This window comes from Delftia sp. 60 (genome assembly GCF_002754395.1).
GTDB lineage: Bacteria > Pseudomonadota > Gammaproteobacteria > Burkholderiales > Burkholderiaceae_C > Comamonas > Comamonas acidovorans.
Window position 1 is genome coordinate 2,057,608 of record NZ_PEFD01000001.1, and the last position, 22,424, is coordinate 2,080,031.

Sequence of the window (22,424 nt, forward strand, 5' to 3'; positions counted from 1 at the left end):
GAGCTTTCTGGCCGCTGGCCTGTCTCAGAACATTGCCGCACCGGCCGGGCGCAGCCTTGGCGGTGCGGCTTCGCCAAGATTCCATGCAGGGATGCCATGTTCCGTTCCGATTGCCATGCGGCGCCGCAGCGCGCCGCCGATTTTTCTTCGACCCTCCCATCCGTTGCTTGCGTTGCCCTGTCTCGCCGCGCCTGCCTTGGCGGCGGCCTGGCCGCACTGGCGCTGCTGGCCGGCTGCAAGCCCGCCACCGTGCCGTTCAAGGGCATCGACCTGACCGGCGCGCAGTACGGCCGGGACTTCCGCCTGCGCGATGCCGATGGGCGCGAGCGCACGCTGGCCGACTTCAAGGGCCAGGCCCTGATGGTCTTTTTCGGCTTCACCCAATGCCCCGATGTCTGCCCCACGGCGCTGACGCGCGCGCTGGAAATACGCGAGCTTCTGGGTGCCGACGGTGCCCGCCTGGCCGTGGCCTTCATCACCATCGATCCCGAGCGCGATACGGCCCAGGTGCTCAAGGCCTATGTGGGCGCCTTCGACCCCGGCTTTGTCGCGCTGCGCGGTGACGAGGCGCAGACGGCCGAGGTCGCCAGGGAATTCAAGGTCTTCTACAAGAAAGTGCCCACGGGTGCGTCCTACACCATGGACCACTCGGCCATCACCTATGTGTTCGATCCCGAGGGCCGGCTGCGCGTGGCGTTCCGCCATGAGCAGGACGCGCAGGACTGCGCGGCCGATCTGCGCCAGATCCTGGGGGCTGCATGAAGAGCTTTGCACTTTCTCTGGCCGGCGCCGCAGGCCTTTGCGCCGCATCCTCCGCCCTGGCCCAGGCAGAACCTGTTCTTGCGGATGTGGAGGTGCGCGCCCGCGGCGCCGCCGCCACGCCCGAGGCCCGCGCCGCCAAGGCCGTGCAGGCTGCGCGCGATGAGCTGTCGCAGCGCGCAGGCGGCACGGCCGTCATCGATGCAGCCAGCTACGCGGCCGGGCGTGCCAGCACCGCCGCCGATGCACTGGCCTACGCGCCGGGCGTGCTCGCACAGACGCGCCACGGCCCGGAGACGCGGCTGTCCATCCGGGGCTCGGGCGTGCAGCGCGGCTATCTGATGCGCGGCATACAGCTGTACCAGGACGGCATACCGCTGAACCAGGCCGATGGCGCGGCGGACTTCCAGTCCATCGACCCCATGGCGGCCCAGCATGTCGAGGTCTGGCGTGGCGCCAATGCGCTGGAGTACGGCGCCAGCAGCCTGGGCGGCGCGATCAACTTTGTCTCGCCGACCGGCCTGACGGCGCCTGCCGCATCGCTGCGGCTGCAGGCCGGATCGTTCGGCCAGCGGCAGGCACAGGCCCAGCTGGCGGGCCGTGGCGAGCGGGTGGATGGCCTTCTGAACTTCAGCCGCAGCGAGCAGGACGGCTGGCGCGAACAGTCGGCCTGGCGCACGCAGCGCCTGTCCGGCAATGTGGGCCTGCAGCTCACCGATACGCTGGAGCTGCGCGCCTTCCTGTCCCATGTGGATGCCGACATGCAGATGCCCGGCAGCCTCACGCGCGCGGCCATGCTGGCCAATCCGCGCCAGGCCGCGCCCGGCTATGTGGCGCAGGACGCCGGCAACAACTATCGCCAGACGCGCGGCGCCCTGCGCATGGACTGGCAGCCGCGCGAAGGCCTGCGCTGGACCACTTCGCTGTTCGCGGCGCAGCGCGACCGCTTCCACCCCATGACCATGGGCATCGTCCAGCAGGACATGCGCGACACGGGCCTGGACTCGCGCCTGGTGGCCGAGCTGGGGCAGGGCGGTGGCCTCACGCGCAGGCTGGTGCTGGGCTTTTCCAGCGCGCAGCTCGATGGCGATGAATGGCGCTACACCAATGCGGGCGGCGCGGCCGGCACGTCCACGGGGCGTACGCGCGTGAAGGCGCAGCAGGATGTGGTCTATGGCGAATACAGCCATGGCCTGAGCACCCGCTGGACGCTGCAGGCCGGCCTGCAGTTCGTGCGCGCCCAGCGCCGCCAGGACAATCTGCTGGCGCCCGCCTCCAGCTACGACGTGGATTTCAGCCACACCTCGCCCAAGCTGGGCCTGCTGTTCGCGGCCACGCCCACGTCGCAGTGGTACGCCAACATCAGCGGCAGCTTCGAGGCACCGCCCATTGGCGAGCTGGTCTACCAGCCTTCGCTGCCGCTGGGGCGCGCGCAAAGCGCAACCACGGTGGAGGCCGGCTGGCGCGGCCACGGCGAGGCCCTGGCCTGGGACGCCGCCATCTACCACTCGCGCGTGCGCCGCGAACTGCTGGCGCTGACCGACGCCAGCGGCGCGGCCCTGGGCACCACCAATGCCGACCGCACCATCCACCAGGGGCTGGAGCTGTCCCTGCAGGCACGGCTTGCGCCGCGCTGGTCGCTGCGCACCCAGTACCTCTACAGCGACCTGCGCTTTGACAACGACGCCGTCTACGGCCGCCGCCGCCTGGCCGGCATTCCACCGCACTTGCTGCGGGCCGAGCTGCAGTGGAAGGCCACGCAGCAGGTCACGGTCGCGCCCGGCCTGGAGTGGCTGCCCTCGCGCACCTGGGTGGACCATGCCAACACCGTGGCCTCCGATGGCTATGCGCTGCTCAACCTGCGCTTGAGCGGGGCGCTGGGCGATGGCTGGAGCTGGTTCGTCGAAGGCCGCAACCTGACCGACCGGCGCTATGCCGCGACCACGGCAGTACAGGCCAATGTGCGCGGCGTGGACGGTGCCTATTACTTTCCCGGAGATGGCCGGGCCGTGTACGCGGGCCTGAGCTGGCGCATGCCCTGAGGGGGGCCGGGCGCAGCGCCGAAAGGCGCCGCTGCCATGGCGTGCGACCTGGCATGGAGTGCTCCTGCCTTGTGCTAAAAATGGGCCGGTCCATCCACCCCGATGCCCATCCAGCAAGTAGGAAAGGGACACCCGGCGCCATGAAGAGGCTTCTTTCCGACAAGGTGCTCCTGCGCCTGGTGCTCGGCAACCTGCTGGTGGCCGGCCTGCTGGGCCTGGCCACCTGGTTGAGCCTGCGCGCCAACCACCAGGCCGACCTGGACCTGGGCGTGGCCGTCACCCGGAACCAGGCCCGCAGCCTGAGCCTGGAGCTGAACGCCGAGATGCGGCTGGTGGACAACGCCCTGGCCACCGTCGCGGGCCGCTACCGCAGCCGGAGTCTGGAAGGCGCGGACGTGGCGGCGCTGGCCCTCTATGAAATCCTGCAGGAACAGCGCGCCCTCGTTCCCTTTGTCACGGCGCTGCGCGTCACCGACGCCAATGGCCAGGTCCTGCAGAGTGCGAACGAGGAGGAGCCGGCATTTTCCGTGGCCGAGCGAGGCTACTTCGACCGGGCGCGCAACACCGACCGCATGGTGGTCTCCGACCCGCTGGTCAGCCACTCCTTCAAGAAATGGGCCATCGTGCTGGCGCGGCGGCTGCAATCCGGCGACGGGGATTTCCAGGGCATCGTCTACGCGGTCGTCGCGGCCGAGCATTTCCAGTCGCTGTTCCGCCGCCAGGCCTTCGGGCCCGACAGCGCCATTGCACTGCGTTCGGACAAGGATCTGCTGGTGGCCCGCTACGCGGCAGGCGATCCCCAGCCCATGGCCGGCATCGGCGGCTCGGAAGTCTCGGGCGAGTACCACCGGGCCCTGGCCGATGACCGGGAGCTTGGCTGGTACATCACGCCCACGCTGCTTGATGGCGTGGAGCGCATCACGGCCTACCAGCGCCTGGCCGGCTATCCACTGACCGTCTTCACCGGCCTGGGCACGGAAAGCTACCTGGCGGGGTGGCGTGCATCGGCCTGGCGTGCCTGGGCGCTCACGGGCCTGAGCATCGCGCTGATCGCGCTGGGCTCGGTCAGCCTCTATCTGCTGCAGCAGCGCGAACGCGTGGCGCGCATCCGGCTCGCCGAGCTGCTGCGCCAGCAGGAACTGTTCATGGACAACGACCTCATCGGCATCGCCCGCCTGCGCGAGCGCCGGCTGCTGTGGACCAACCAGGCCCTGCAGCGCATGCTCAAGCGCCCGGCCGGCGAGCTGCTGGACCACTCGGCGCGCATCCTCTACCCGGACGAGGAAACCTACGAACGCTCCGGCGAACTGGCCTATGGCGCACTGCGCTCCAGCGGCAAATGCCACGCCCAGATGCAGCTGCAGACCAGCGATGGCAGCCTGCTCTGGGTCGATGTCAGCGGCGCAGGCCTGGCCGATGGCGAATCGATATGGGTCTTCGTGGACATCGACGCCCTCAAGCGCGGCGAGCAGGCGGCCCAGCACCAGGCATTGCACGACGTGCTGACCGGCCTGGCCAACCGCCGCGCGCTGCAGGCGCGGCTGCAGCGCGCGCTGGCCCAGGCCAGCGGCCCCGGCCAGCTGGCCGTCTGCTTCATGGACCTGGACGGCTTCAAGCAAGTCAACGACACCGAAGGCCACGACGCCGGCGATGAAGTGCTGCGCATCATCGCCCGCCGCCTCACCACCCAGGCCCGCGAAACCGACTGCGTCGCCCGCCTGGGCGGAGACGAATTCGTGCTGCTGCTGGACGAACTGGCCTCGGCCGACGACGCCCGGCAGATCATGCAGCGCTGCCTGGCCGCCATCCGCCAGCCCATCCGTCTGCACAGCGGTGCCACCGTGCAGGTCGGCGCCAGCATGGGCATCGCCCTCAATGCCTCCCGGGAAGATGCCACCCAGCTCCTGCAGCGCGCCGACGAGGCCATGTACGCGGCCAAGCGCGCGGGCAAGGGGCGGATTGTGCTGGCGGGCGGGTAGGGATTTGGGGGCTATGCCGCCGTTGTGATCGGGGCAGTTGCCGGGGCAGGTGGGGCCTTGGGCTCAACAAGGCAAGACCTCGAATGCCGAACCAAAAGTCACCGCCGGGGCGGTCACCAAAGGCCGGGCGGCAGACCCGGCCTTTTCTCTTCTTGCTTTCGTTTTTCAGCGCTCGGCCTCTTCAATCCATATCCGGGTCCTCGTCGCAGCCCGAGCCATTGACGGAGCACATGGAACCTATCTTGATTTTCCGCATGGGCTGCTTGGCCAGCCTTTCACAGCGCGACATTTGCTCGGCATACATATCGTCCATGTGCGTGCCGTCAATCATGATCACCCCATTGCGAATGATGGGCTTCGCCTGACCATCGGCAAGGGCGAAGGCCATTTTCCTGAGAAGAAAACCGGCATGGTGGCAAGGGCCCAGGGCCATGGCAATCCTGGTCATTTCAGGATCAGGAACGCGATTTTTGGCCTGCGTCAGGCTGTCCATCTTTTCCATGAAAGCCCCATCGTTCTGCGCGATCTGCCCCACCAGCTTGGTCATGCCCGCCTGATTGCGCTTTTTCACAAGATCCGCGATCTGGTCCTCCAGGCGTCTTGCCGCAGCGGCATCACCGAATGCGGCCAGAGAGGCAGATAGTGCATCGTTCTCGGCCGCCGATACTCCGTTCGGCACACACAGTACAGCGCTCGCAGCCAGAAAGGCGGCCATGATCCGGCGAGTCCGTATTGCGCCTAGCGGCCGCAGGCGTCCTCCCAATGCAATGGTGTTCATGTTCTTTGAAGATGGATTGAAATGAAAAATCTCCATTGCACAGGTGCAGTGGAGAAGAAGGGCTTGGGCGGGAATGGCCAAGCCGCCGAACTCTATCTCAATATGCGAATGGATATGCAGGCATCAGCCAGTCAATTGCTTTGTCGCACCACCAGCTCATGACCCAGATCCAGGCTTGGCGATTCACCGGTATCTCCCCGCATCCATTGCCGCAGCATGCGCACACCTTCGGTGCCGACGCGGCCAAGGTGCGGGCAAGGGGCGGATTGTGGTGGCGGGTGGGTAGGGCTATGGAGGTCGTGCCGTTGCTGTGATCGGGGCAGTTACCGGGCCAAGGTGGGCCTTGGGCTCAACAAGGCAAGACTTCGAATGTCGAACCAAAAGACGACGCAAGGCCGTTGATGGCCCGTGTGCACAGGCGTGCCCGGTTGAATGCGATGTCGCACAGCAGCGCGATGGCGGGCAGTGCCAGCTGCAGCCCCGCCCGCCTGCGTCGCGCCGTCACGCCGGTCAGGGCCAGAAACACCAGCGCATTGGACGCAGTGAAGATCCTTAACTCCCGCAGCAGGCTGGCCGTGGTCTGGTGGTAGGCCGACTCGATGAATTCCACCAGCCGGGCGCGCATCTGGATCAGCGATGCCAGCTGGGTGGCTTGGCGCTGCTGCGTGTAGACGGCATTGCGCTTGCGGCATTCGCAGTCAGCACGGCGCATGTCGGTCATGACCGAGGCCACCTTGTCGGGAATGCCGGCCTCGATCTCGCGCCGCACTGCGGCGATCTCGCTATCTGTCCTGCCCAGCGCCTTCTGGGCCAGGCCCGCCATGCGCGAGCCTGTCAGCGTATCCAGCTGGGTGCCCAGCCTGCGCTCGATCTCGATGCGGATGATCTCCTTGCCCAGGCTCTCGACCAGCAATGGCGAGGAAAACGACAGGGCGAAGGCTGCGCCGAACACAAGCGTGCCCAGGATGCCGAAGCAAAGAATGAGGGTTCGCATGCGCAAGCGGTGCCGTGGCCTGTCAACCCTTGCGCGGCGCCATGCCCAGCGTGGCCAGCAGCCCCGCGCAGGCGTCTTCCACCAGGTCCAGCACGTCCTCGAAACCCCGGTCGCCGCCGTAGTAGGGGTCGGGCACTTCGCGCGCGGTGTGCTCGGTGCAGAAGTCCGTCAGCCGCTGTACGCGGTGCCATTCGGACTCGGGGCAGATCCTGCGCGCTGCAGATTCGTTGGCGCCATCCATCACCAGCACCTGGTCGAATGCCGTGAAGTCCTCGGCCCGCAGCTGCCGCGCGCGTTGCTGCGAAAGGTCATAGCCGCGCCGCGCGGCATGGGCCTGGGAGCGGCGGTCGGGTGCCTCGCCCACGTGGTAGTCGTGCGTGCCTGCGGAGTCCACTTCGATGCGGTCAGCCAGGCCCGCGTCGGCCACCATTTTCTCGAGCACGCCATGGGCCGTGGGGCTGCGGCAGATGTTCCCTGTGCAGACCATGAGGATTCTTTTCCTCTTTGTGGCTGGCCTGCTGCCAGCTGACTGTTCCCGAATCTGTTCCATAAACCTCCCTGTGGGTAACGGGCTTCACGACATCTCGATGGCCTGCGATGCCCAGGCGCTCGCCGGCATTTTCCACGCCCCGCACCTGATCTGCCGGGCCGCTTATGCTGCGCCCATGGTGGAACTGCTTTGTTTCTGGATGGCCCGGGTGGGCGCGGCCCTGCTGGAGTTGCGGTTGCTGCGCAGCAGCGACGGCGGCTTCAGGGTGATGCTCATCACGGCGGCCATCGTGGTCATCGTGTGCCTGGCGTTGCTGTCCTTCTACGCCTGAGCCCGCAGGGCGGGCGTTTTCGGGCGCCCTGTTAGGCGGATTTGATGGTGCCGCGCCGCCGGCATGGGACGTGGCTGAACTCAAGGCAGCGCCATCTTGCACGCCAGTGCGGATTCTTCTGTCACGGCGGAATCGATGCATCAATCATGTGCGGCCCGGTGATCTTCTGCGACGGGATCCAGACCAGGTAGGACCTCCACATGCCCCGATCATTGCAGTACACAAGGTACTCGCCTGGGTCCAGGCGGCTCTCCCGGTATTGGAATTGCACGCAGCCGATAGCTTGGTTCTTGCCCAGCGCGATGGCGATGTCTCGGCTGAAATCAGTTTTCCACGGACCGGGATAGCGCTCGGTGAGCGGCACACTTTTCGGCGCAGGCACAAGGAAGGCCACGGCCAAAAACGCTGTGGCGATCACTGCCGCTGCTCTCAGTTTGTTGTTCATCTCTGTCTAGATCGGGCCTCTGCAGTCAAACAATGCGCAAGGACATGCCCGCCTTCCTGGGCAGCAGGGAGGGTTCGAACCCATAGCGGCGATAGAACTCCGGCGTGCCGTGGTCGGCCATGAGGCTGACATAGGCCGTGGGCAGGGCATTGCCGTGGATGTACTGCATCAGGCGCTGCATGATGAGGTGGCCCAGGCCCTTTTTCTGGTGCTCGGGGATGACAGCGATGTCCACGATTTCGAAGAAGCACCCACCGTCTCCGATCACGCGGCCTATGCCAACCGGTGTTGCATCGGCATAGACGACCACGCTGAACAGGCCGTTTTTCAGGCCGATGGCGGCCGCCTCGGGCGACTTGCGGCTCAGGCCGGCAGCCAGCCGGATCTGGATGTAGTCCTGGACGGCGGGGACGTGGTCTTCAATGCGGTAGTTCATGGATGGTGAGGGCGCCAGGGGCATATCGGAGGATCGGCAGAGCGCCATCATAGGCAGGCGTCTGCCGAGAGGGAGGGCGGATCGCCGCGCTCAGTCCCAGCGATCGATCGTGTAGGCCTGGGTCCATCCATTCGAGACGACTCGCAGCGATGCGGGATAGGCATTGCCCTGGTCGCGCAGGTCGATGCCCACGGCAGAGCCTTCGGCCAGGCCGGCCATGGTGACTGCGTTGGAGTGCGCCTCCACCGTGGCGCGCACGCCGTGCAGCTCGGCGCGCAGCAGGCTGGGGAACAGCGCGGCACCCACGTTGCGGGTTTCGCGCGCGCCGTCCAGCAGCAAGATGATGCCGTCGCCCTGGTGCTTGAAGCGTTCGCCGTCATCGTCCCAGCGGGCCGGCAGCCGGGTGATGCCCGCCACGCTGACCCAGCCTTCACTCAGGCCGAACTGGGCCGCGGGGGAGCCGCCGCTCCACACATACCAGGAGAACGGATGGTCCCACTGGAACAGGCGCGGCGCGTCTTCGTTCACCGCCGTGGTGATGCCGATGAAGGGGTTGGCCGTGGCGCGGATCTGTACCTCGATCTGCTCGGCCGTGGGGATGATGGTGCGCACGAATTTCTGCAGCGTCATGGTGATGGCGGGCGTGGCCATGCCTGACTTGGGCTGTGCGGCGCCCTTGGGCAGAACATGCGCAAAAAGACCGCTGCCCGTGCGTGGGGCGGGCTCGCGCCTGCGCGGCGTCCAGGTCTTGGGCACTTCCTCGAATCGGGCCATCCGGCGCGGCAGGGCAGGTGCCAGGCCCAGCTGCTCGAACACTTTCTCTGCCTGCGCAATGCCGCCGGCGGTGGGTGCCGCCTGCGGGCGCTGGTAGCGCAGCGGGTGCATTTTTGCGGCGAACGCGCGCGAGACGTCGGCGTAGCTCTTGCCCGCCGCGATGTCCTCCAGCAGCGTGCCGATCATGGAGCTGCGCGGATGGCAGAAGCCGGCCGGCGCCGAGGCAATGGCGCGCCAAAGAATGTTGTCGGCTGCCTGCGGGCTCCTGGCCTGGGCGCGGTCCGTGTGCAACTGGTGCAGGAACTCGGCCTGGCCCAGCACCCGTTCGGCGCTGTAGAGCTGGTCGGAGCGCAGCAGCTGCAAGGCGGTGGCCACATGGTCGCTGTGGAAGTCGCCAAGGGCGCGTTCCATGGTGCTGAAGTCTTCGCGCCTTTCCGCCATCTTCTGGCCTGCGGTCAGCAGCGTGCGCTTGAATTGCAGCGCCTGCGGCACCGTGACGTGCATGTGCGGATGCCCGCCCGCTTGGGGCCGGCCCCACACGGCAGGGGTGGCGAGGAAGACGCCACGCACGGTGGCGCGGCGCACGGCGGCGGCCATGGCCGCCACACCGGCACGGTGGATGCCGGGCGCATCATCGCCCCACAGCAGCGGCGTCTGGCGGCCGTCGGCCGCAAGGGTGACCAGGCCGCCAAAGCGGCGCACGAAATTCTGGCAGCAGCTGCAGGTATGGCGCTGGCGCAGTTCGGCAGGCAGGGCGGCCAGATAGTCGTCGAACAGGCCGGTGGCCGTGGTGTCGAAGACCTGGTCGCCGCCCTCCTTGAGTCTGGCCTCGAATCGGGCCTGCAGGCCGTGGAGAAAATCTGCGTAGCTGTGTTCGTCGCCCGCGTTGTGGGCTGCGGCGTCCGGATTCCCTGCGTTCATATCCACCCTCATGCATTTGTCGAGGCGGCAATGATGCCCGACTGGCAAAGGTGGAATGCAAGGCAGATGGCTCTACCGCGCCATCACGGGACGTGGGGAACCCCTCCCCATGCTGATCTGACCGAGACCTCAGTGCAGCGCGACCAGCAACTGCCCATTCTCATTGCGCACCGCATGGGCGCGCACAGAGTGCTCGGGCGCTTCCAGGCATTCGCCGGTGGCCAGGTCGAAGTGGTGCTTGTAGATGGGCGAGGCGACGACGACGCGCTCGCCCAGGCTGCCGACCAGGCCGCGCGCGAGCACGCTGGCGCCGCAGCGCGGGTCCACGTTGTCTATGGCGTAGAAGCGGTCTTCGCCAAGGCGAAAGACCGCCACATGCCGGCCTTCGACCAGGGCGCAGACCCCCGTGTCGGGGACGATGTCGCGGGTGGCGCAGACGGGCATCCACTGTTCTTGGGCGGGGTGTGTCATGGCGGTGCCTTGTCGGTGGTATGGGTGCGGGCTGGGATCAGGCCTGGATCAGACCAGGGCCTCGCTGCGCTCTTCGCTGCGCGCCGGGCGGATCTGGCCGCGCTCCTGCACGAAGACGATGTGCTCGTCGGGCTGGTCGCTGTTGATGAAGCTGCGAAAGCGCTGGCGCACTTCGGGCGTGGTGACGGCGGTCTTCCACTCGCACTGGTAGGTGTCCACCACATGCTGCATCTGGGCCTCGAGTTCGGCGCCCAGGCCCAGGCTGTCGTTGACCACCACGTCCTTGAGGTAGTCCAGGCCGCCTTCCAGGTTTTCGCGCCAGGTGCTGGTGCGCTGCAGGCGGTCGGCCGTGCGCACGTAGAACATCAGGAAGCGGTCGATGAGCTGCAGCAGCCTGTCCTTGGACAGGTCGGAGGCGATCAGCTCGGCATGGCGCGGCTTCATGCCGCCGTTGCCGCAGACGTAGAGGTTCCAGCCCTTGTCGGTGGCGATCACGCCCACGTCCTTGCCCTGGGCCTCGGCGCATTCGCGCGTGCAGCCCGAGACGCCGAACTTGATCTTGTGCGGCGCGCGCAGTCCCTTGTAGCGGTTTTCCAACTGCACGGCCAGGCCCACGCTGTCGTCCACGCCGTAGCGGCACCAGGTGGAGCCCACGCAGCTTTTGACGGTGCGCAGCGACTTGCCGTAGGCATGGCCGGACTCGAAGCCGGCGGCAATCAGCTCCTCCCAGATCAGCGGCAACTGCTCCACGCGGGCGCCGAACAGGTCCACGCGGGCACCGCCCGTGAGCTTGGTGTACAGGCCGTATTTCTTGGCCACCTGGCCCACGGCGATCAGGCCGTCCGGCGTGACTTCGCCGCCGGGCATGCGCGGCACCACGGAGTAGCTGCCGTCCTTCTGGATGTTGCCCAGGTAGTAGTCGTTGCTGTCCTGCAGGCTGGCCAGCTGCGGCTGCAGCACGAACTCGTTCCAGCACGAGGCCAGGATGCTGGCCGCCAGCGGCTTGCAGACATCGCAGCCCAGGCCCTTGCCATGGCGGTGCAGCAGTTCGTCGAAGGTCTTGATGCCGCCCACGCGCACCAGGTGGTACAGCTCCTGGCGCGAGTGCGGGAAATGCTCGCAGACATGGTTGTTGACGGCCATGCCGCGCCGGGCCATCTCGGCCTTCATGACCTGGGTGGCCAGCGGCACGCAGCCGCCGCAGGTGGCGCCGGCCTGGGTGCAGGACTTGAGCTCGGCCATGGTGCAGGCGCCTTCGCCCACGGCCGCGCAGATCTGCGCCTTGGTGACGTTGTTGCACGAGCAGATCTGCGCCGTGTCGGGCAGGGCGTCCACGCCCAGGCCGGGCTTGGCCTTGCCGTCGCTGGAGGGCAGGATGAGGAACTCCGGCTCCTCCGGCAGGGCGATGCTGTTGAGCGTCATCTGCAGCAGCGTGCCGTACTCATCGGCATTGCCCACCAGCACGGCGCCCAGCAGCTGGCGGCCGTCCTCGCTGACCACGATCTTCTTGTAGACCTGCTTGCGCTCGTCGATGAACTGGTAATTGCGGCTGCGCGGCGTCTTGCCCTGGGCGTCGCCGATGCTGGCCACATCCACGCCCATGAGCTTGAGCTTGGTGCTGAGGTCGGCCCCGCCGAAGGCGGCCTCGGCCTCGCCCGCAATGTGGCGGGCCGCCACGCGCGCCATGTCGTAGCCGGGTGCCACCAGGCCGAAGGTCTGCTCGCGCCAGGAGGCGCATTCGCCAATGGCGTAGACGCTGCGGTCGCTGGTGCGGCAATGGTCGTCCACGGCCACGCCGCCGCGCGGGCCTATGGCCAGGGCGCATTGGCGGGCGATCTCGTCGCGCGGGCGGATGCCGGCGGAGAAGACGATCATGTCGGTCTCCAGGTGCGTGCCGTCGGCAAACACCATGCGGTGGCGTGCCGTGGCGCCGTCGGTGATCTCCAGCGTATTGCGGCCCGTGTGCACCTGCACGCCCAGGTCCTCGATCTTGCTGCGCAGCACGCGGCCGCCGCCGTCGTCCACCTGCACGGCCATCAGGCGCGGGGCGAACTCGACCACATGGGTCTCCAGGCCCAGGTCGCGCAGGGCCTTGGCGCATTCCAGGCCCAGCAGGCCGCCGCCCACCACCACGCCGGTCCTGGAGCGCGCGGCCGATGCCTGCATGGCCTCCAGATCCTCGATGGTGCGGTAGACAAAGCAGTGCGGCCGGTCGCGCCCCGGCACGGGCGGCACGAAGGGCGCCGAGCCTGTGGCCAGCACCAGCTTGTCGTAGGGGATGATTTCGCCATCGGCCGTGGTCACCGTGCGCTCGCGCCGCTCCACGGCTGCCGCCCTGGCCGCCAGGCGCAGCGTGAAGCCGCTGGCCTCGAAGAAGCCGGGCGCCACCAGGCTCAGGTCCTCGGCGCTCTTGCCGGAGAAGAATTCCGACAGGTGAACACGGTCGTAGGCGGCGCGCGGCTCCTCGCACAGCACGGTGACGTTCGCGTCTGCCACGCCCAGGGCATGCAGCTGCTCGAGAAATTTGTGGCCCACCATGCCGTGGCCGATCACAACGATGTTCATCTGGCGTCCTGCGTTGCGCATCCAGTGTTTTGCGGGCCGCAGGCCAGGGCCAGCGGGTCAGGGCAGCCAATGCAAGTGCCGTGCCAGCACCGCGGCGCGGTGCCTGCCCGTGGTGCACGCTGTCTGGTGCGCAGACAGCGTGCACCGCAATGCGCCCGCCGCACCGTGCAGGGGCGGGGTGCGCCGTGGTGGTGCGTCAAGTGCGACAAGTGCGCGAGGAACGCTGGGTGCGTCAGGCGCGAGGCAGTCCCTGCGCGCGGCTGCGCCAGGCCTCGGGCGCGCAACCGAATTGCGCAGCGAACCAGCGCGTGAAGGCGCTGTGGCTGGCATAGCCGAGCATGGACGCGATCTGGCCCACGCTGTAGTGGGGGTGGTCCAGGTAGCGCAGGGCCAGCTCGTGGCGCACTTCGGTCAGCAGCTCGCTGAAGCTCAGGCCCTCGCGGTCCAGTTCGCGCTGCAGCGTGCGCAGGCTGCGCCCCATGCCCTGCGCCACGCCTGCGCAGGTGGCGTTGCCCGAGGGCAGCAGCAGGTAGATGACCCTGCGCGCCTGGTGCCCCACGGAGGCGGCACGGTGGGCCGGCATGGCCTCCACCAGCCGCAGCGCATAGCGCGCCAGCGCGGGGTCGGCCAGCGGGTTGGGCTCGTCCAGGTCTGAGGCGCGGCAGGCGATGCCGTTGAACTCGGCGCCGAACGTGATGCGGCAGCGGAACATGCGGCGGTGCTCGGACAGGTCGGCCGGTGGCGCGTGGCTGAAGCTGACGCCCTGCGGCCGCCAGCGCTCGCGCAGCAATGCCTCGCACATGCGCCACAGCACGCCCATGGCCAGTTCCACGGACTGGCGCATGGCGCCGTGCAGGACGAAGTCCTCGCGCAGGATGACGATGTCCCCTGCATCCTCCAGGTGGATCAGCAGCGATTCGTTGACCAGGTGCATGTGCGCGACCAGCGTGTCCAGCGCATGGCGCAGCGTGGGCTGGTGCAGCAGCAGCAGGCTCACGGCGCCGAAGCTCGACAGCTGGCGGTGCCGGGCCATGCGCAGGCCCAGGGACTCGCAGCCCGTGGACTGGGCCGCGTCTTCCAGCAGGCGCGCGACGATGGCCACGTCGATCAGTTGGTCCTGCTCGCGCAGCAGCGCGGGCCGCAGGCCGGCCTGGCGCAGTGCCTTGTCGGGGTCGCCGCCCAGTTCGCGCATGACGTCCGAAAAATGGGTCAAGGCCGCCGCGCGCACCATGGTGACCATGCTTGCCCTCCTGTCAGTCCGTGGCCTGGTGGCACGAAATGCAAAGAGGATGGCATGGCTTGCATAGTCCGCGGAACCGGGTTTTCCTACATTGCAGAGACCGGCCCCACGCCGGGCGGACCGTGCCGCCACGGGCCTTCACAACAATGACAGGAGACAGGCATGCGCATAGAGCCCATGACATGCGCCATCGGCGCCGAATTGCTCGGCGTGCGGCTGGCCGACGCGGTGCGCGACGACGCGCTTTTCTCGGAGATCCGGGCGGCGCTGCTGCGCCACAAGGTGCTGTTCCTGCGCGATCAGGACCTGGCGCGCGCCGAGCACGTGGCCTTTGCGCGGCGCTTCGGCGAGCTGGAGGACCATCCGGTGGCCGGCAGCGACCCCGAGCATCCGGGCCTGGTGCGCATCTACAGGACGCCCGAGCAGCCCAACGACCGCTACGAGAATTCCTGGCACTGCGACGCCACATGGCGCGAGGCGCCACCCATGGGCTGCGTGCTGCACTGCGTGGAATGCCCGCCCGTGGGGGGCGACACCCTGTGGGCCAACATGGCGCTGGCCTACGAACGCCTGCCGGACGCCGTCAAGGCGCTGATCGCGCCGCTGCGCGCGCGCCACAGCATCGAATGCACGTTCGGCGCGGCCATGCCCATCGAAAGGCGGCTGGCGCTCAAGGCCCAGTACCCCGATGCCGAGCATCCCGTGGTGCGCACCCATCCCGAGACCGGCGAGAAGGTGCTGTTCGTGAACGGCTTCACCACGCATTTCACCAATTTCCATACGCCCGCCAATGTGCGCGTGGGCCAGGACTTCACGCAGGGCGCCTCCGGCCTGCTGCAGTACCTGATCGGCCAGGCTGCCATTCCCGAGTACCAGGTGCGCTGGCGCTGGCGGGCGGGCAGCGTGGCGATCTGGGACAACCGCGCCACCCAGCACTACGCGGCCATGGACTACCCGCCCAGCCACCGGAAGATGGAGCGCGCGGGCATCGTCGGCACGCCGACCTTCTGAACCACGATCACGACACAAGGAGACATGCCATGAACTTTCTCGACGGCCACCTGTTCCCCGAAAACCAGCAGCCCCTGATCATCACGGCCGCGCCCTATGCGCCCTCGTGGCTGCCCTCGGACTTTCCCGGCGAGATCGCCGTGACCATGGACGAGCAGATCCAGAAGGCCGTGGACTGCTACAACGCCGGCGCCACCGTGCTGCACCTGCATGTGCGCGAGCTGGATGGCAAAGGCAGCAAGCGTTTGTCGAAGTTCAACGAGCTGATCGCCGGCGTGCGTGCGCGCGTGCCCGAGATGATCATCCAGGTGGGCGGATCGATCAGCTTTGCTCCCGAGACGGACGGCGCGGCCGCCAAGTGGCTGTCCGACGACACGCGCCACATGCTGGCCGAGCTGGAGCCCGTGCCCGACCAGGTCACGGTGACCATCAATACCTCGCAGATGAATTTCCTGGAGCAGTTCGATGCGCGCGACATACGCGGCACCTCCATGGAGGACCCGGCCGTCTTCAATGCCTACAGGGAGATGACCGTGCCCGCCCAGCCTGGCTGGGCCGAGGAGCACATCCGGCGCCTGTCGGCCGCCGGCATCCAGAGCGCCTTCCAGTGCTACAACATCAACAGCTTCGAGTCGGTGGAGCGGCTCATGCGCCGCGGCATCTACAAAGGCCCGCTGGTGATGAACTGGGTGGCGATTGGCGGCGGCATGGACGCGCCCAGCATCTACAGCCTGGCCAACTTCGTGCGTGCCGTGCCCGACGGCGCCGTGCTCACCGTGGAAAGCTCGGTGCTCAACGTGCTGCCCGTGAACATGATGGGCATCGCCATGGGGCTGCATGTGCGCTGCGGCACGGAGGACAACCTCTGGAACCAGCGCCGCACGGCCAAGATGGGCACGGTGGCGCAGATCGAGCAGCTGGTGCGCATCGCGCGCGAGTTCGGCCGCCCCATCGCCACGGCGCAACAGGCGCGGGAAATCTGCCGGATCGGCCAGTTCTACGGCACCGTGGACGAGACGCTGGCGGCCAACGGCTTCGCGCCCAACCGCAATGGCGCCCAGCAGGGATTTCTGCGCAAGGCCGCCTGAACCGGGAGCCCATGATGCAACGCATGCCCCCCTGGACGGCCATCGCCCTGGCCGCCTCGCTGCTGGCCGGTGGCGCCCACGCCTTCGGCGACAAGCCGGTCCGGCTCATCGTGCCGGCGCCGCCCGGCGGCACCATCGATGTGTTCGCGCGCATCATCAGCGACCAGCTGGCGCAGGAGATACGCCAGCCCGTCATCGTCGAGAACCGGCCCGGTGCCGGTGGCGCCATCGCCGTCAAGCACATGCTGTCCCAGCCGGCCGACGGCAGCACGCTGCTGGTGACGGTGACCAACATCCTCACCGAGGTGCCCCATGTGCTCAAGGTCGGCTTCGACCCCATGAAGGACGTGCGGCCCGTGGCGCAGATGGCGCGCTCGGTGATGCTGTTCATCGCCTCGCCGCAGTTTCCCGCGCGCGACGGGGCCGAGGCCATCGCCTACGTGAAGGCCCACCCGGGCACGCTGTCGTTCGCCTCGTACAGCCAGGGCACGGCCTCGCAGTACGCGGGCGCCATCCTCAACAGAAGGGCCCACCTGGACATGGAGCATGTGGCCTTCCCGGGCTCGGCGCCCGCGCTGGCCCAGGTCATGGGCAACCAGATCCCGCTGATGTTCGACGGATCGGTCACCTCCAAGCCGCTGATCGCGGGCGGCAAGGTCAGGCTGCTGGCCGTGGCCTACAAGAGCCGGCTGCCCGACTACCCGCAGGTGCCCACGCTGGCCGAGCTGGGCTATCCCGAGGTGGATTTCAGCAACTGGAGCGGCGTGTTCGCCTCGGCGCAGACGCCACGCCCGCTGCTGGAGAAGATCCACGGCGCGCTGGCCCGGGTCAACGCACGCAAGGCCGTGCGCGAACGCTATGCGGGCACGGGCTTCGAGCCCGTCGAAGGCGATCGCTCGCTGGAGCAGATGTCCACCGACCTGCGCGCCGAGTTCGAGCGCAATGCCGAGATCGTCCGGAACTTCGACATCCGGCTCAACTGATGCAGGGCGCCCCACCCAGGCGCTACACAAGGAGACTCCATGGCAAAGGCCATACGCTTTCATACCACCGGCGGCCCCGAGGTGCTCAGGCTGGAGCATGCCGAGGCCGGCGCGCCGGGACCCGGCCAGGCGCGCGTGCGCCACAGCTTCATCGCCGTCAATTTCATCGACATCTATTTCCGCACGGGCCGCTATCCGCTGGCCCTGCCCAACGGCCTGGGCTCGGACGCCGTGGGCGTGGTCGAGGCCGTGGGGGAGGGCGTGACCGAAGTGCGGCCCGGCGACCGCGTGGGCTACCTGATGGGCCCGCAGGGCGCCTACAGCGATGTGCGCGTGATGCCGGCCGAGGTGCTGATCCCGCTGCCGGACGGCATCAGCGACCGCACGGCGGCCACGCTGATGATGAAGGGCATGACGGCGCAGTACCTGTTCCGCCAGGTCCATCCGCTGCAGGGGGGCGAGACCATCCTCTACCACGCGGCGGCCGGCGGCGTGGGGCTGATCGCCTGCCAATGGGCGCGGGCCCTGGGCGTGACCATGATCGGCACGGTGAGCACCGACGAGAAGGCCGCCGCCGCGCGCGCCAACGGCTGCGCCCACGTCATCGTGACCTCGCGCGAGAACACCGTCGCTCGCGTGATGGAGATCACGGGCGGCAAGGGCGTGCCCGTGGTCTATGACTCGGTGGGCAAGGACACGCTCATGGATTCGCTGGACTGCCTGCAGCCGCGCGGCCGGCTGATCAGCAACGGCACCTCGTCGGGCTCGGTGGTGGTGGACTCCCAGCTGCTGGCCGCCAAGGGTTCGATCTGGATGACGCGGCCCGCGATGGTGCACTACATCCAGCCGCGCGCCCACATGCTGGGGATGGCGCGCGAGCTGTTCGACCATGTGCTGGCCGGGCGCATCGCCAGCGAGCCCCAGCAAAGCTTTGCGCTGGCCGATGCGGCCCAGGCGCACCAGGCGCTGGAGTCGCGCCGCACCACGGGCGCGACGGTGCTGATTCCCTGAAATGGACCTGCCATGCAGACCCCTGCGCTCCATGCCATCGGCACCGTGGCCGCAGGCCGCAGGCCCGTCACCTGCGGCCTTATCCGCAGTGCCAGCCTGCATGGCTATGCCGACCTGGTGAAAAGCCTGGGCCATGATCCCGCCGTCCTTGTGCGCGCGGCGGGACTGTCGGCACGCCTGCTCGACGACCCGGAGACGCTGATTCCCATCCATGCCGTGCGCGAGCTGCTGGAGGTAGCCGCGCGCACCACGGGAACGCAGGATTTCGCGCTGCGCCTGGCGGCGCGGCGCAGCCTGTCCCACCTGGGCCCCATCAGCCTTGTGCTGCAGCAAGAGCCCACGCCGCGCCAGGCGCTGGACACGCTGTGCCGCTACCTCAAGCTGCTGAGTGCGGGCATGTTCGTACGCATCGAGGACGCGGGCTCCGGGGTGCTGGTGCGCCAGGACCTGGTACCCATCGCGGGCATGGCCATGCGCCAGTCCATGGAGCTGGCGGTGGGCGTGATGTTTCGCGTGCTGCGCGAGCTGATCGGCGCCCAGTGGCGCCCGCAGCAGGTCAGCTTCGCACACCGCGCACCGGCCGATGCATCGGCCCACCGTGCCTTCTTCGGCGTGACCCCTTTGTTTGACCAGCCTTTCAACGGCATGGTCTGCCGCCTGGCGGATCTGCAACTGCTGCGCGAATGCGGTCAGGCGCAGGGCTCGGGCGTTGCGCGCTTTGCGCGAAGCCATCTGGAGCAGGCGCTGCGCAGCCGGGGCGAAGGCATGCAGGCGGCCTGCAGGGAACTGATCATTGCACTGCTGCCGGGCGGCCGCTGTACGGCCCAGCAGGTGGCACGCCAGCTGGGAATGGACCGCCGCACGCTGCACCGCCGCCTGCTTGCGGAGGGGCAGACTTTCTCGGCGCTGCTCGACACCCTCCGCAGGGAACTGGTGCTGCGCCATCTGCAAGACGGTAGCCAGCCCCTGGGCGAGGTGGCGGGCCTGCTGGGGTTTGCCGCGCCCAGCGGCTTTTGCCACTGGTTCCGGGCCGCTTTCGGCGCCAGCGTCTCGGACTGGCGCAGGCGGGGGCAGGGAAGGGTTGGCGAGGCCTAGTGCGTCAGGCGGTCTTGCGCAGAAATCCCTGGTTGCCGCCGTTGCGGTTGGGCGCGAAGCCGTTGGCCGCCAATGTCTCTTCGGGGGTGTCGTAGAACACGCCAATCTTGCTGATGGCGCGCGCCTGTTGCGCCGTGGCGATGGGGCGGCCGAACTCGCGCGCGATGCGCACCAGTTGTTCGATCTGGGAGACCGTGCTGGCCTTGGCGCTGCGCGACTGGTTCCACAGGCAGTCCTCGGTGCCGCAGCGCACGTGCAGGCCCATGGCGATGCCCATCATGTTCACGGGCAGCACGTTGCGCACATTGCTTTCCACGGTGAGCACGGCGCCATCGGGCACGGCGCGCACGAAGTGGGCCAGGCTGTAGATGCTGGGCGCGTCCATGCCGCCGCCAATCGCCACCCAGTTCATCACCAGCGGGCCCTTGTAGATGCCCCGGCGCATGAGCCGCTCCACGGACTCGAAGCTGTTGATGTTGTAGCACTGGAAGGCGCTCTGGATGCCGACGGCGGACAGGCGCCGGATGTGCTCCTCGGCCCAGCCGGGCTGTGCGGGCACGGTCATCTCCTTGTAGGCGTCGAAGATGGCGGGCTTCTCGCGCGAGGTGCCCCTGAAGTCCGCGTCCTCGGCCTGCTCCGTCACATTCATCTGCGAGGTATTGACGGTCACCGTGACCTGGTCGGGCACGGGTTCCAGCTCGGCCAGCATGTGGCGCGTGTCATCGGACAGCCACTTGGCGGCCGCGCCGTCCGTCTCGGGAGCAAAGCTGATCGATCCGCCCACCTGGATGATCATCTCGGGCACGCGCGCACGCACGCCGGCGATCAGCTCGTTGAACTTGGACAGGCGCTTGCTGCCTTTGCCATCCAGCTCGCGCACATGCAGGTGCAGCACGGTGGCGCCGGCGTTGTAGCAGTCCACGGCCTTCTGGATCTGCTCTTGCATGGTCACGGGAATGTCTTCGGGGAAATCGCCGGGCAGCCAGCCCGGCGCATAGGGGGCCGCCGTGATGATCAGGGGCTGCTGGTTTTCGGGGAACAGGTGGCCATCGAGAAAATTCATGGGACGCTCCGGTGGGTGGGGGGTGAGGGGGGGTGGAAAGAGTCTGTGCAGGGCCTCAGCGCGGGATGTCGCCGACGATGCCCGCGCGCTCCATGCGGCGGGGCGCCGGGTAGTAGTCGTTGAGTGCGTAGTGCTGGGTGCTGCGGTTGTCCCAGACGGCCACGTCGCCGGGCTTCCAGGACCAGCGCACCTGGTATTCGGGAATCGTGGCGCGGCTGATCAGGTAGTTCATCAGCAGCGCGGCGCCGGGCGCCTTGTCTATGCCGTGGCGCACGTTCTCGGGCGTGCTGTAGTTGACGAAGTGGGTGCTGAAGCCCGCGCCCACGAACAGCAGCTTCTCGCCGGTCTCGGGGTGGGTGCGCACCACGGGATGCTCCACGGGCGGGTGCTCGCTGGCCAGCCGCGCGCGCGCCTCGGGCGCCATCACGGCACCGAAGGTGTGCTCTATGCCGGCCTTGGCGCGCAGGCCGTCGATGCTGCGCTTGATGCTCTCGGGCAGCTCCTCGTAGGCCTTGACCATGTTGACCCAGATGGTGTCGCCGCCGATCGGCGGGCACTCTATGCAGCGCAGCACCGCGCCCATGGCCGGGTTGGGGCGCCACAGTCCATCGCAGTGCCAGGTGTTTTCGTAGCTGTGCGGATCGTCGCTGCGGTAGATGCGCACCAGGCCAGGGTGTTCGGGATCGCTGCCTGCCACGGGATGGTCCTCCAGTGGGCCGAAGCGGCTGGCAAAGGCCACATGTTCGGCGCGCGTGATGTCCTGGTCCCGGAAGAACAGCACGCGATGGGTCAGCAGCGCGGCGCGGATGTCCGCGAACAGTGCGGCGTCGCGTGCGGCATCGCCGAGATGGACGCCGGAGATTTCGGCGCCGATGGCGGGGGTGATCTGTCGGATCTGCATGGTCGGTGTTTCCCTGGAAGTCAGTTCGCGGTGATCTGGTATTTCTTCACGATGCCGGCGTTGCGCTCGGACATCTGGCGTGTCTCGCGCTGCAGCGCGGCGGTGTCGGTGAGCACCTCGGGCTCCAGCCCCACGTCGGAGAGTTTTTGCTGCACGGCCGGCGCGCTGGCCGCTTTCCCGATGGCGGCGCGCAGGCGTTCCATGGTTTCGGGCGGCAGGCGGGCCGGCGCGATCAGGCCCACCCAGCCGCGAAACTGCAGCTCGGGGTAGCCGAGTTCGGCGGTGGTCGGCACCTGGGGCAGGTGGCGCGAACGCCGGGGGCCGGAGAACGCGTAGGCACGCAGCTTGCCGGCCCTGATCAGGGGCACCGAGGTCAGCATGCCGTCGAACATGACGTCCACCTGGCCGCCCAGCAGGGCCTGCACGGCCGGCGGCGAGCCCGCGTAGCCCACATGCTGCAGGTCCAGGCCCGCCTTGTCGCTGAGGATCAGGCCGGCGTAGTGCGACACGGTGCCGGGGCTGTAGCTGGCAAAGCTGGTCTGGCCTTTGCGTGCCTTGAGCTGCGCGAGCAGCTGCTGCAAGTCCTGGGCGGGCTGGCTGGCCGCGGCCACCAGCACCACGCCCGAGCGGGCCAGCGAGGCCAGGGGCACCAGGTCCTTGAGCGGATCGAAGGGCATCTTGATCACATGGGGGATCTCGGCCAGCAGGTTGCTTGCGCCCACCAGCAGCGTCTGCCCATCGGCGGGCGCCTGCAGCAGGGTCTGTATGCCCAGCAGGCCGCCTGCGCCCGGGCGGTTGTCTATCACCACGGCCTGGCCTGTTTCAGATGCGAGCTGCTGGCCCACGACGCGCGCCACGATGTCCATGGTGCCGCCCGGCGGTGCGGGCACGATGAGCCTGAGCGGCTGGCGGCTCCAGGCCGTACCGGCGATGGCGATGGTGATGGCGCAGCCCGTGAGCAGCGTGGCGATGGCGTGGGGCAGTCTCATATCCGTGTCTCCTTGTTCCGTGTTCTGGCATCCAGTATCGAAAGCCCGCTTTCCCGGG

At 68.1% G+C, this 22,424-nt stretch carries 21 protein-coding genes; 9 read left to right on the forward strand and 12 right to left on the reverse strand.

From position 1 onward, the window contains the following. Window positions 1-96: 96 nt before the first annotated feature. From CLV01_RS09315 to CLV01_RS09325, 3 genes are all read left to right on the forward strand, one after another. On the forward strand, window positions 97-762 hold the full coding sequence (locus CLV01_RS09315) for an SCO family protein (RefSeq protein WP_099734477.1): 666 nt from the start codon (window positions 97-99) through the stop codon (window positions 760-762). After that, the gene (locus CLV01_RS09320) at window positions 759-2,801 is read left to right on the forward strand and encodes a TonB-dependent receptor family protein (RefSeq protein WP_099734476.1); all 2,043 of its coding nucleotides are present in this window, start codon (window positions 759-761) and stop codon (window positions 2,799-2,801) included. Before CLV01_RS09315 ends, CLV01_RS09320 begins: the two co-directional genes overlap by 4 nt. 140 nt (window positions 2,802-2,941) lie before the next feature. Next, window positions 2,942-4,780, forward strand: a complete 1,839-nt coding sequence (locus CLV01_RS09325) for a sensor domain-containing diguanylate cyclase (RefSeq protein ID WP_065346926.1) — start codon at window positions 2,942-2,944, stop codon at window positions 4,778-4,780. A 181-nt stretch (window positions 4,781-4,961) separates the two neighbouring features. Here the strand turns inward: CLV01_RS09325 and CLV01_RS29470 are convergent, their stop codons facing one another. From CLV01_RS29470 to CLV01_RS09340, 3 genes are all read right to left on the reverse strand, one after another. Next, entirely contained in the window at window positions 4,962-5,558 is a 597-nt protein-coding gene (locus CLV01_RS29470; protein ID WP_257221242.1) for a hypothetical protein, read from the reverse strand. 349 nt (window positions 5,559-5,907) lie between these two features. After that, window positions 5,908-6,552 carry a hypothetical protein gene (locus CLV01_RS09335; protein ID WP_099734475.1) on the reverse strand — a complete coding sequence of 215 codons (645 nt, stop codon included), beginning with the start codon at window positions 6,550-6,552 and terminating at the stop codon, window positions 5,908-5,910. A gap of 22 nt (window positions 6,553-6,574) precedes the next feature. Beyond that, complete coding sequence (locus tag CLV01_RS09340) at window positions 6,575-7,102, reverse strand: low molecular weight protein-tyrosine-phosphatase (protein WP_441306977.1); 528 nt, start codon at window positions 7,100-7,102, stop codon at window positions 6,575-6,577. Here CLV01_RS09340 and CLV01_RS09345 point away from each other — a divergent pair. Then, the gene (locus CLV01_RS09345; RefSeq protein ID WP_241150424.1) at window positions 7,038-7,373 is read left to right on the forward strand and encodes a hypothetical protein; all 336 of its coding nucleotides are present in this window, start codon (window positions 7,038-7,040) and stop codon (window positions 7,371-7,373) included. The genes CLV01_RS09340 and CLV01_RS09345 overlap by 65 nt on opposite strands. Window positions 7,374-7,494: 121 nt before the next feature. On the opposite strand, the gene CLV01_RS09350 is transcribed toward CLV01_RS09345, so the two are convergent. From CLV01_RS09350 to CLV01_RS09375, 6 genes are all read right to left on the reverse strand, one after another. Next, complete coding sequence (locus CLV01_RS09350; protein ID WP_099734474.1) at window positions 7,495-7,818, reverse strand: hypothetical protein; 324 nt, start codon at window positions 7,816-7,818, stop codon at window positions 7,495-7,497. Between the two features lie 25 nt (window positions 7,819-7,843). Continuing rightward, window positions 7,844-8,254, reverse strand: a complete 411-nt coding sequence (locus CLV01_RS09355; RefSeq protein WP_013803816.1) for a GNAT family N-acetyltransferase — start codon at window positions 8,252-8,254, stop codon at window positions 7,844-7,846. Between the two features lie 90 nt (window positions 8,255-8,344). Next, the gene (locus CLV01_RS09360) at window positions 8,345-9,949 is read right to left on the reverse strand and encodes a hypothetical protein (protein ID WP_099734473.1); all 1,605 of its coding nucleotides are present in this window, start codon (window positions 9,947-9,949) and stop codon (window positions 8,345-8,347) included. A gap of 129 nt (window positions 9,950-10,078) precedes the next feature. Beyond that, complete coding sequence (gene nirD, locus CLV01_RS09365; RefSeq protein ID WP_043823657.1) at window positions 10,079-10,420, reverse strand: nitrite reductase small subunit NirD; 342 nt, start codon at window positions 10,418-10,420, stop codon at window positions 10,079-10,081. Window positions 10,421-10,468: 48 nt separating this feature from the next. Continuing rightward, window positions 10,469-12,985: a nitrite reductase large subunit NirB gene (gene nirB / locus CLV01_RS09370; protein WP_099735194.1), complete on the reverse strand. Its 2,517-nt coding sequence runs from the start codon at window positions 12,983-12,985 to the stop codon at window positions 10,469-10,471. 232 nt (window positions 12,986-13,217) lie between these two features. Continuing rightward, complete coding sequence (locus CLV01_RS09375) at window positions 13,218-14,225, reverse strand: AraC family transcriptional regulator (RefSeq protein WP_099734472.1); 1,008 nt, start codon at window positions 14,223-14,225, stop codon at window positions 13,218-13,220. Between the two features lie 162 nt (window positions 14,226-14,387). Here CLV01_RS09375 and CLV01_RS09380 point away from each other — a divergent pair, with 162 nt between their 5' ends. From CLV01_RS09380 to CLV01_RS09400, 5 genes are read left to right on the forward strand one after another with little or no spacing between them, the layout of a single operon-like run. Next, entirely contained in the window at window positions 14,388-15,236 is an 849-nt protein-coding gene (locus CLV01_RS09380) for a TauD/TfdA dioxygenase family protein (protein WP_065346927.1), read from the forward strand. 29 nt (window positions 15,237-15,265) lie between these two features. Beyond that, entirely contained in the window at window positions 15,266-16,324 is a 1,059-nt protein-coding gene (locus CLV01_RS09385) for a 3-keto-5-aminohexanoate cleavage protein (protein WP_099734471.1), read from the forward strand. Between the two features lie 14 nt (window positions 16,325-16,338). Beyond that, window positions 16,339-17,307 carry a Bug family tripartite tricarboxylate transporter substrate binding protein gene (locus CLV01_RS09390; RefSeq protein ID WP_026062972.1) on the forward strand — a complete coding sequence of 323 codons (969 nt, stop codon included), beginning with the start codon at window positions 16,339-16,341 and terminating at the stop codon, window positions 17,305-17,307. A 39-nt stretch (window positions 17,308-17,346) separates the two neighbouring features. Beyond that, a complete protein-coding gene (locus CLV01_RS09395) occupies window positions 17,347-18,318 on the forward strand; it encodes a quinone oxidoreductase family protein (protein ID WP_099734470.1) in 972 nt (323 codons plus the stop codon). Window positions 18,319-18,330: 12 nt separating this feature from the next. Beyond that, window positions 18,331-19,413, forward strand: coding sequence for an AraC family transcriptional regulator (locus CLV01_RS09400; RefSeq protein WP_099734469.1), 1,083 nt, complete (start codon window positions 18,331-18,333; stop codon window positions 19,411-19,413). A 4-nt stretch (window positions 19,414-19,417) separates the two neighbouring features. Here CLV01_RS09400 and CLV01_RS09405 read toward each other — a convergent pair whose 3' ends face one another. Genes CLV01_RS09405 through CLV01_RS09415 form a run of 3 tightly spaced genes read right to left on the reverse strand, consistent with a single transcriptional unit; the run spans window position 19,418 to window position 22,366 of the window. Beyond that, window positions 19,418-20,476 (reverse strand): 3-keto-5-aminohexanoate cleavage protein, encoded by a 1,059-nt coding sequence (locus CLV01_RS09405; RefSeq protein WP_099734468.1) that lies wholly within the window; start codon window positions 20,474-20,476, stop codon window positions 19,418-19,420. A 55-nt stretch (window positions 20,477-20,531) separates the two neighbouring features. Further along, on the reverse strand, window positions 20,532-21,377 hold the full coding sequence (locus CLV01_RS09410; protein ID WP_099734467.1) for a TauD/TfdA dioxygenase family protein: 846 nt from the start codon (window positions 21,375-21,377) through the stop codon (window positions 20,532-20,534). 20 nt (window positions 21,378-21,397) lie between these two features. Further along, window positions 21,398-22,366: a Bug family tripartite tricarboxylate transporter substrate binding protein gene (locus CLV01_RS09415; RefSeq protein WP_099734466.1), complete on the reverse strand. Its 969-nt coding sequence runs from the start codon at window positions 22,364-22,366 to the stop codon at window positions 21,398-21,400. Window positions 22,367-22,424: the final 58 nt, after the last annotated feature.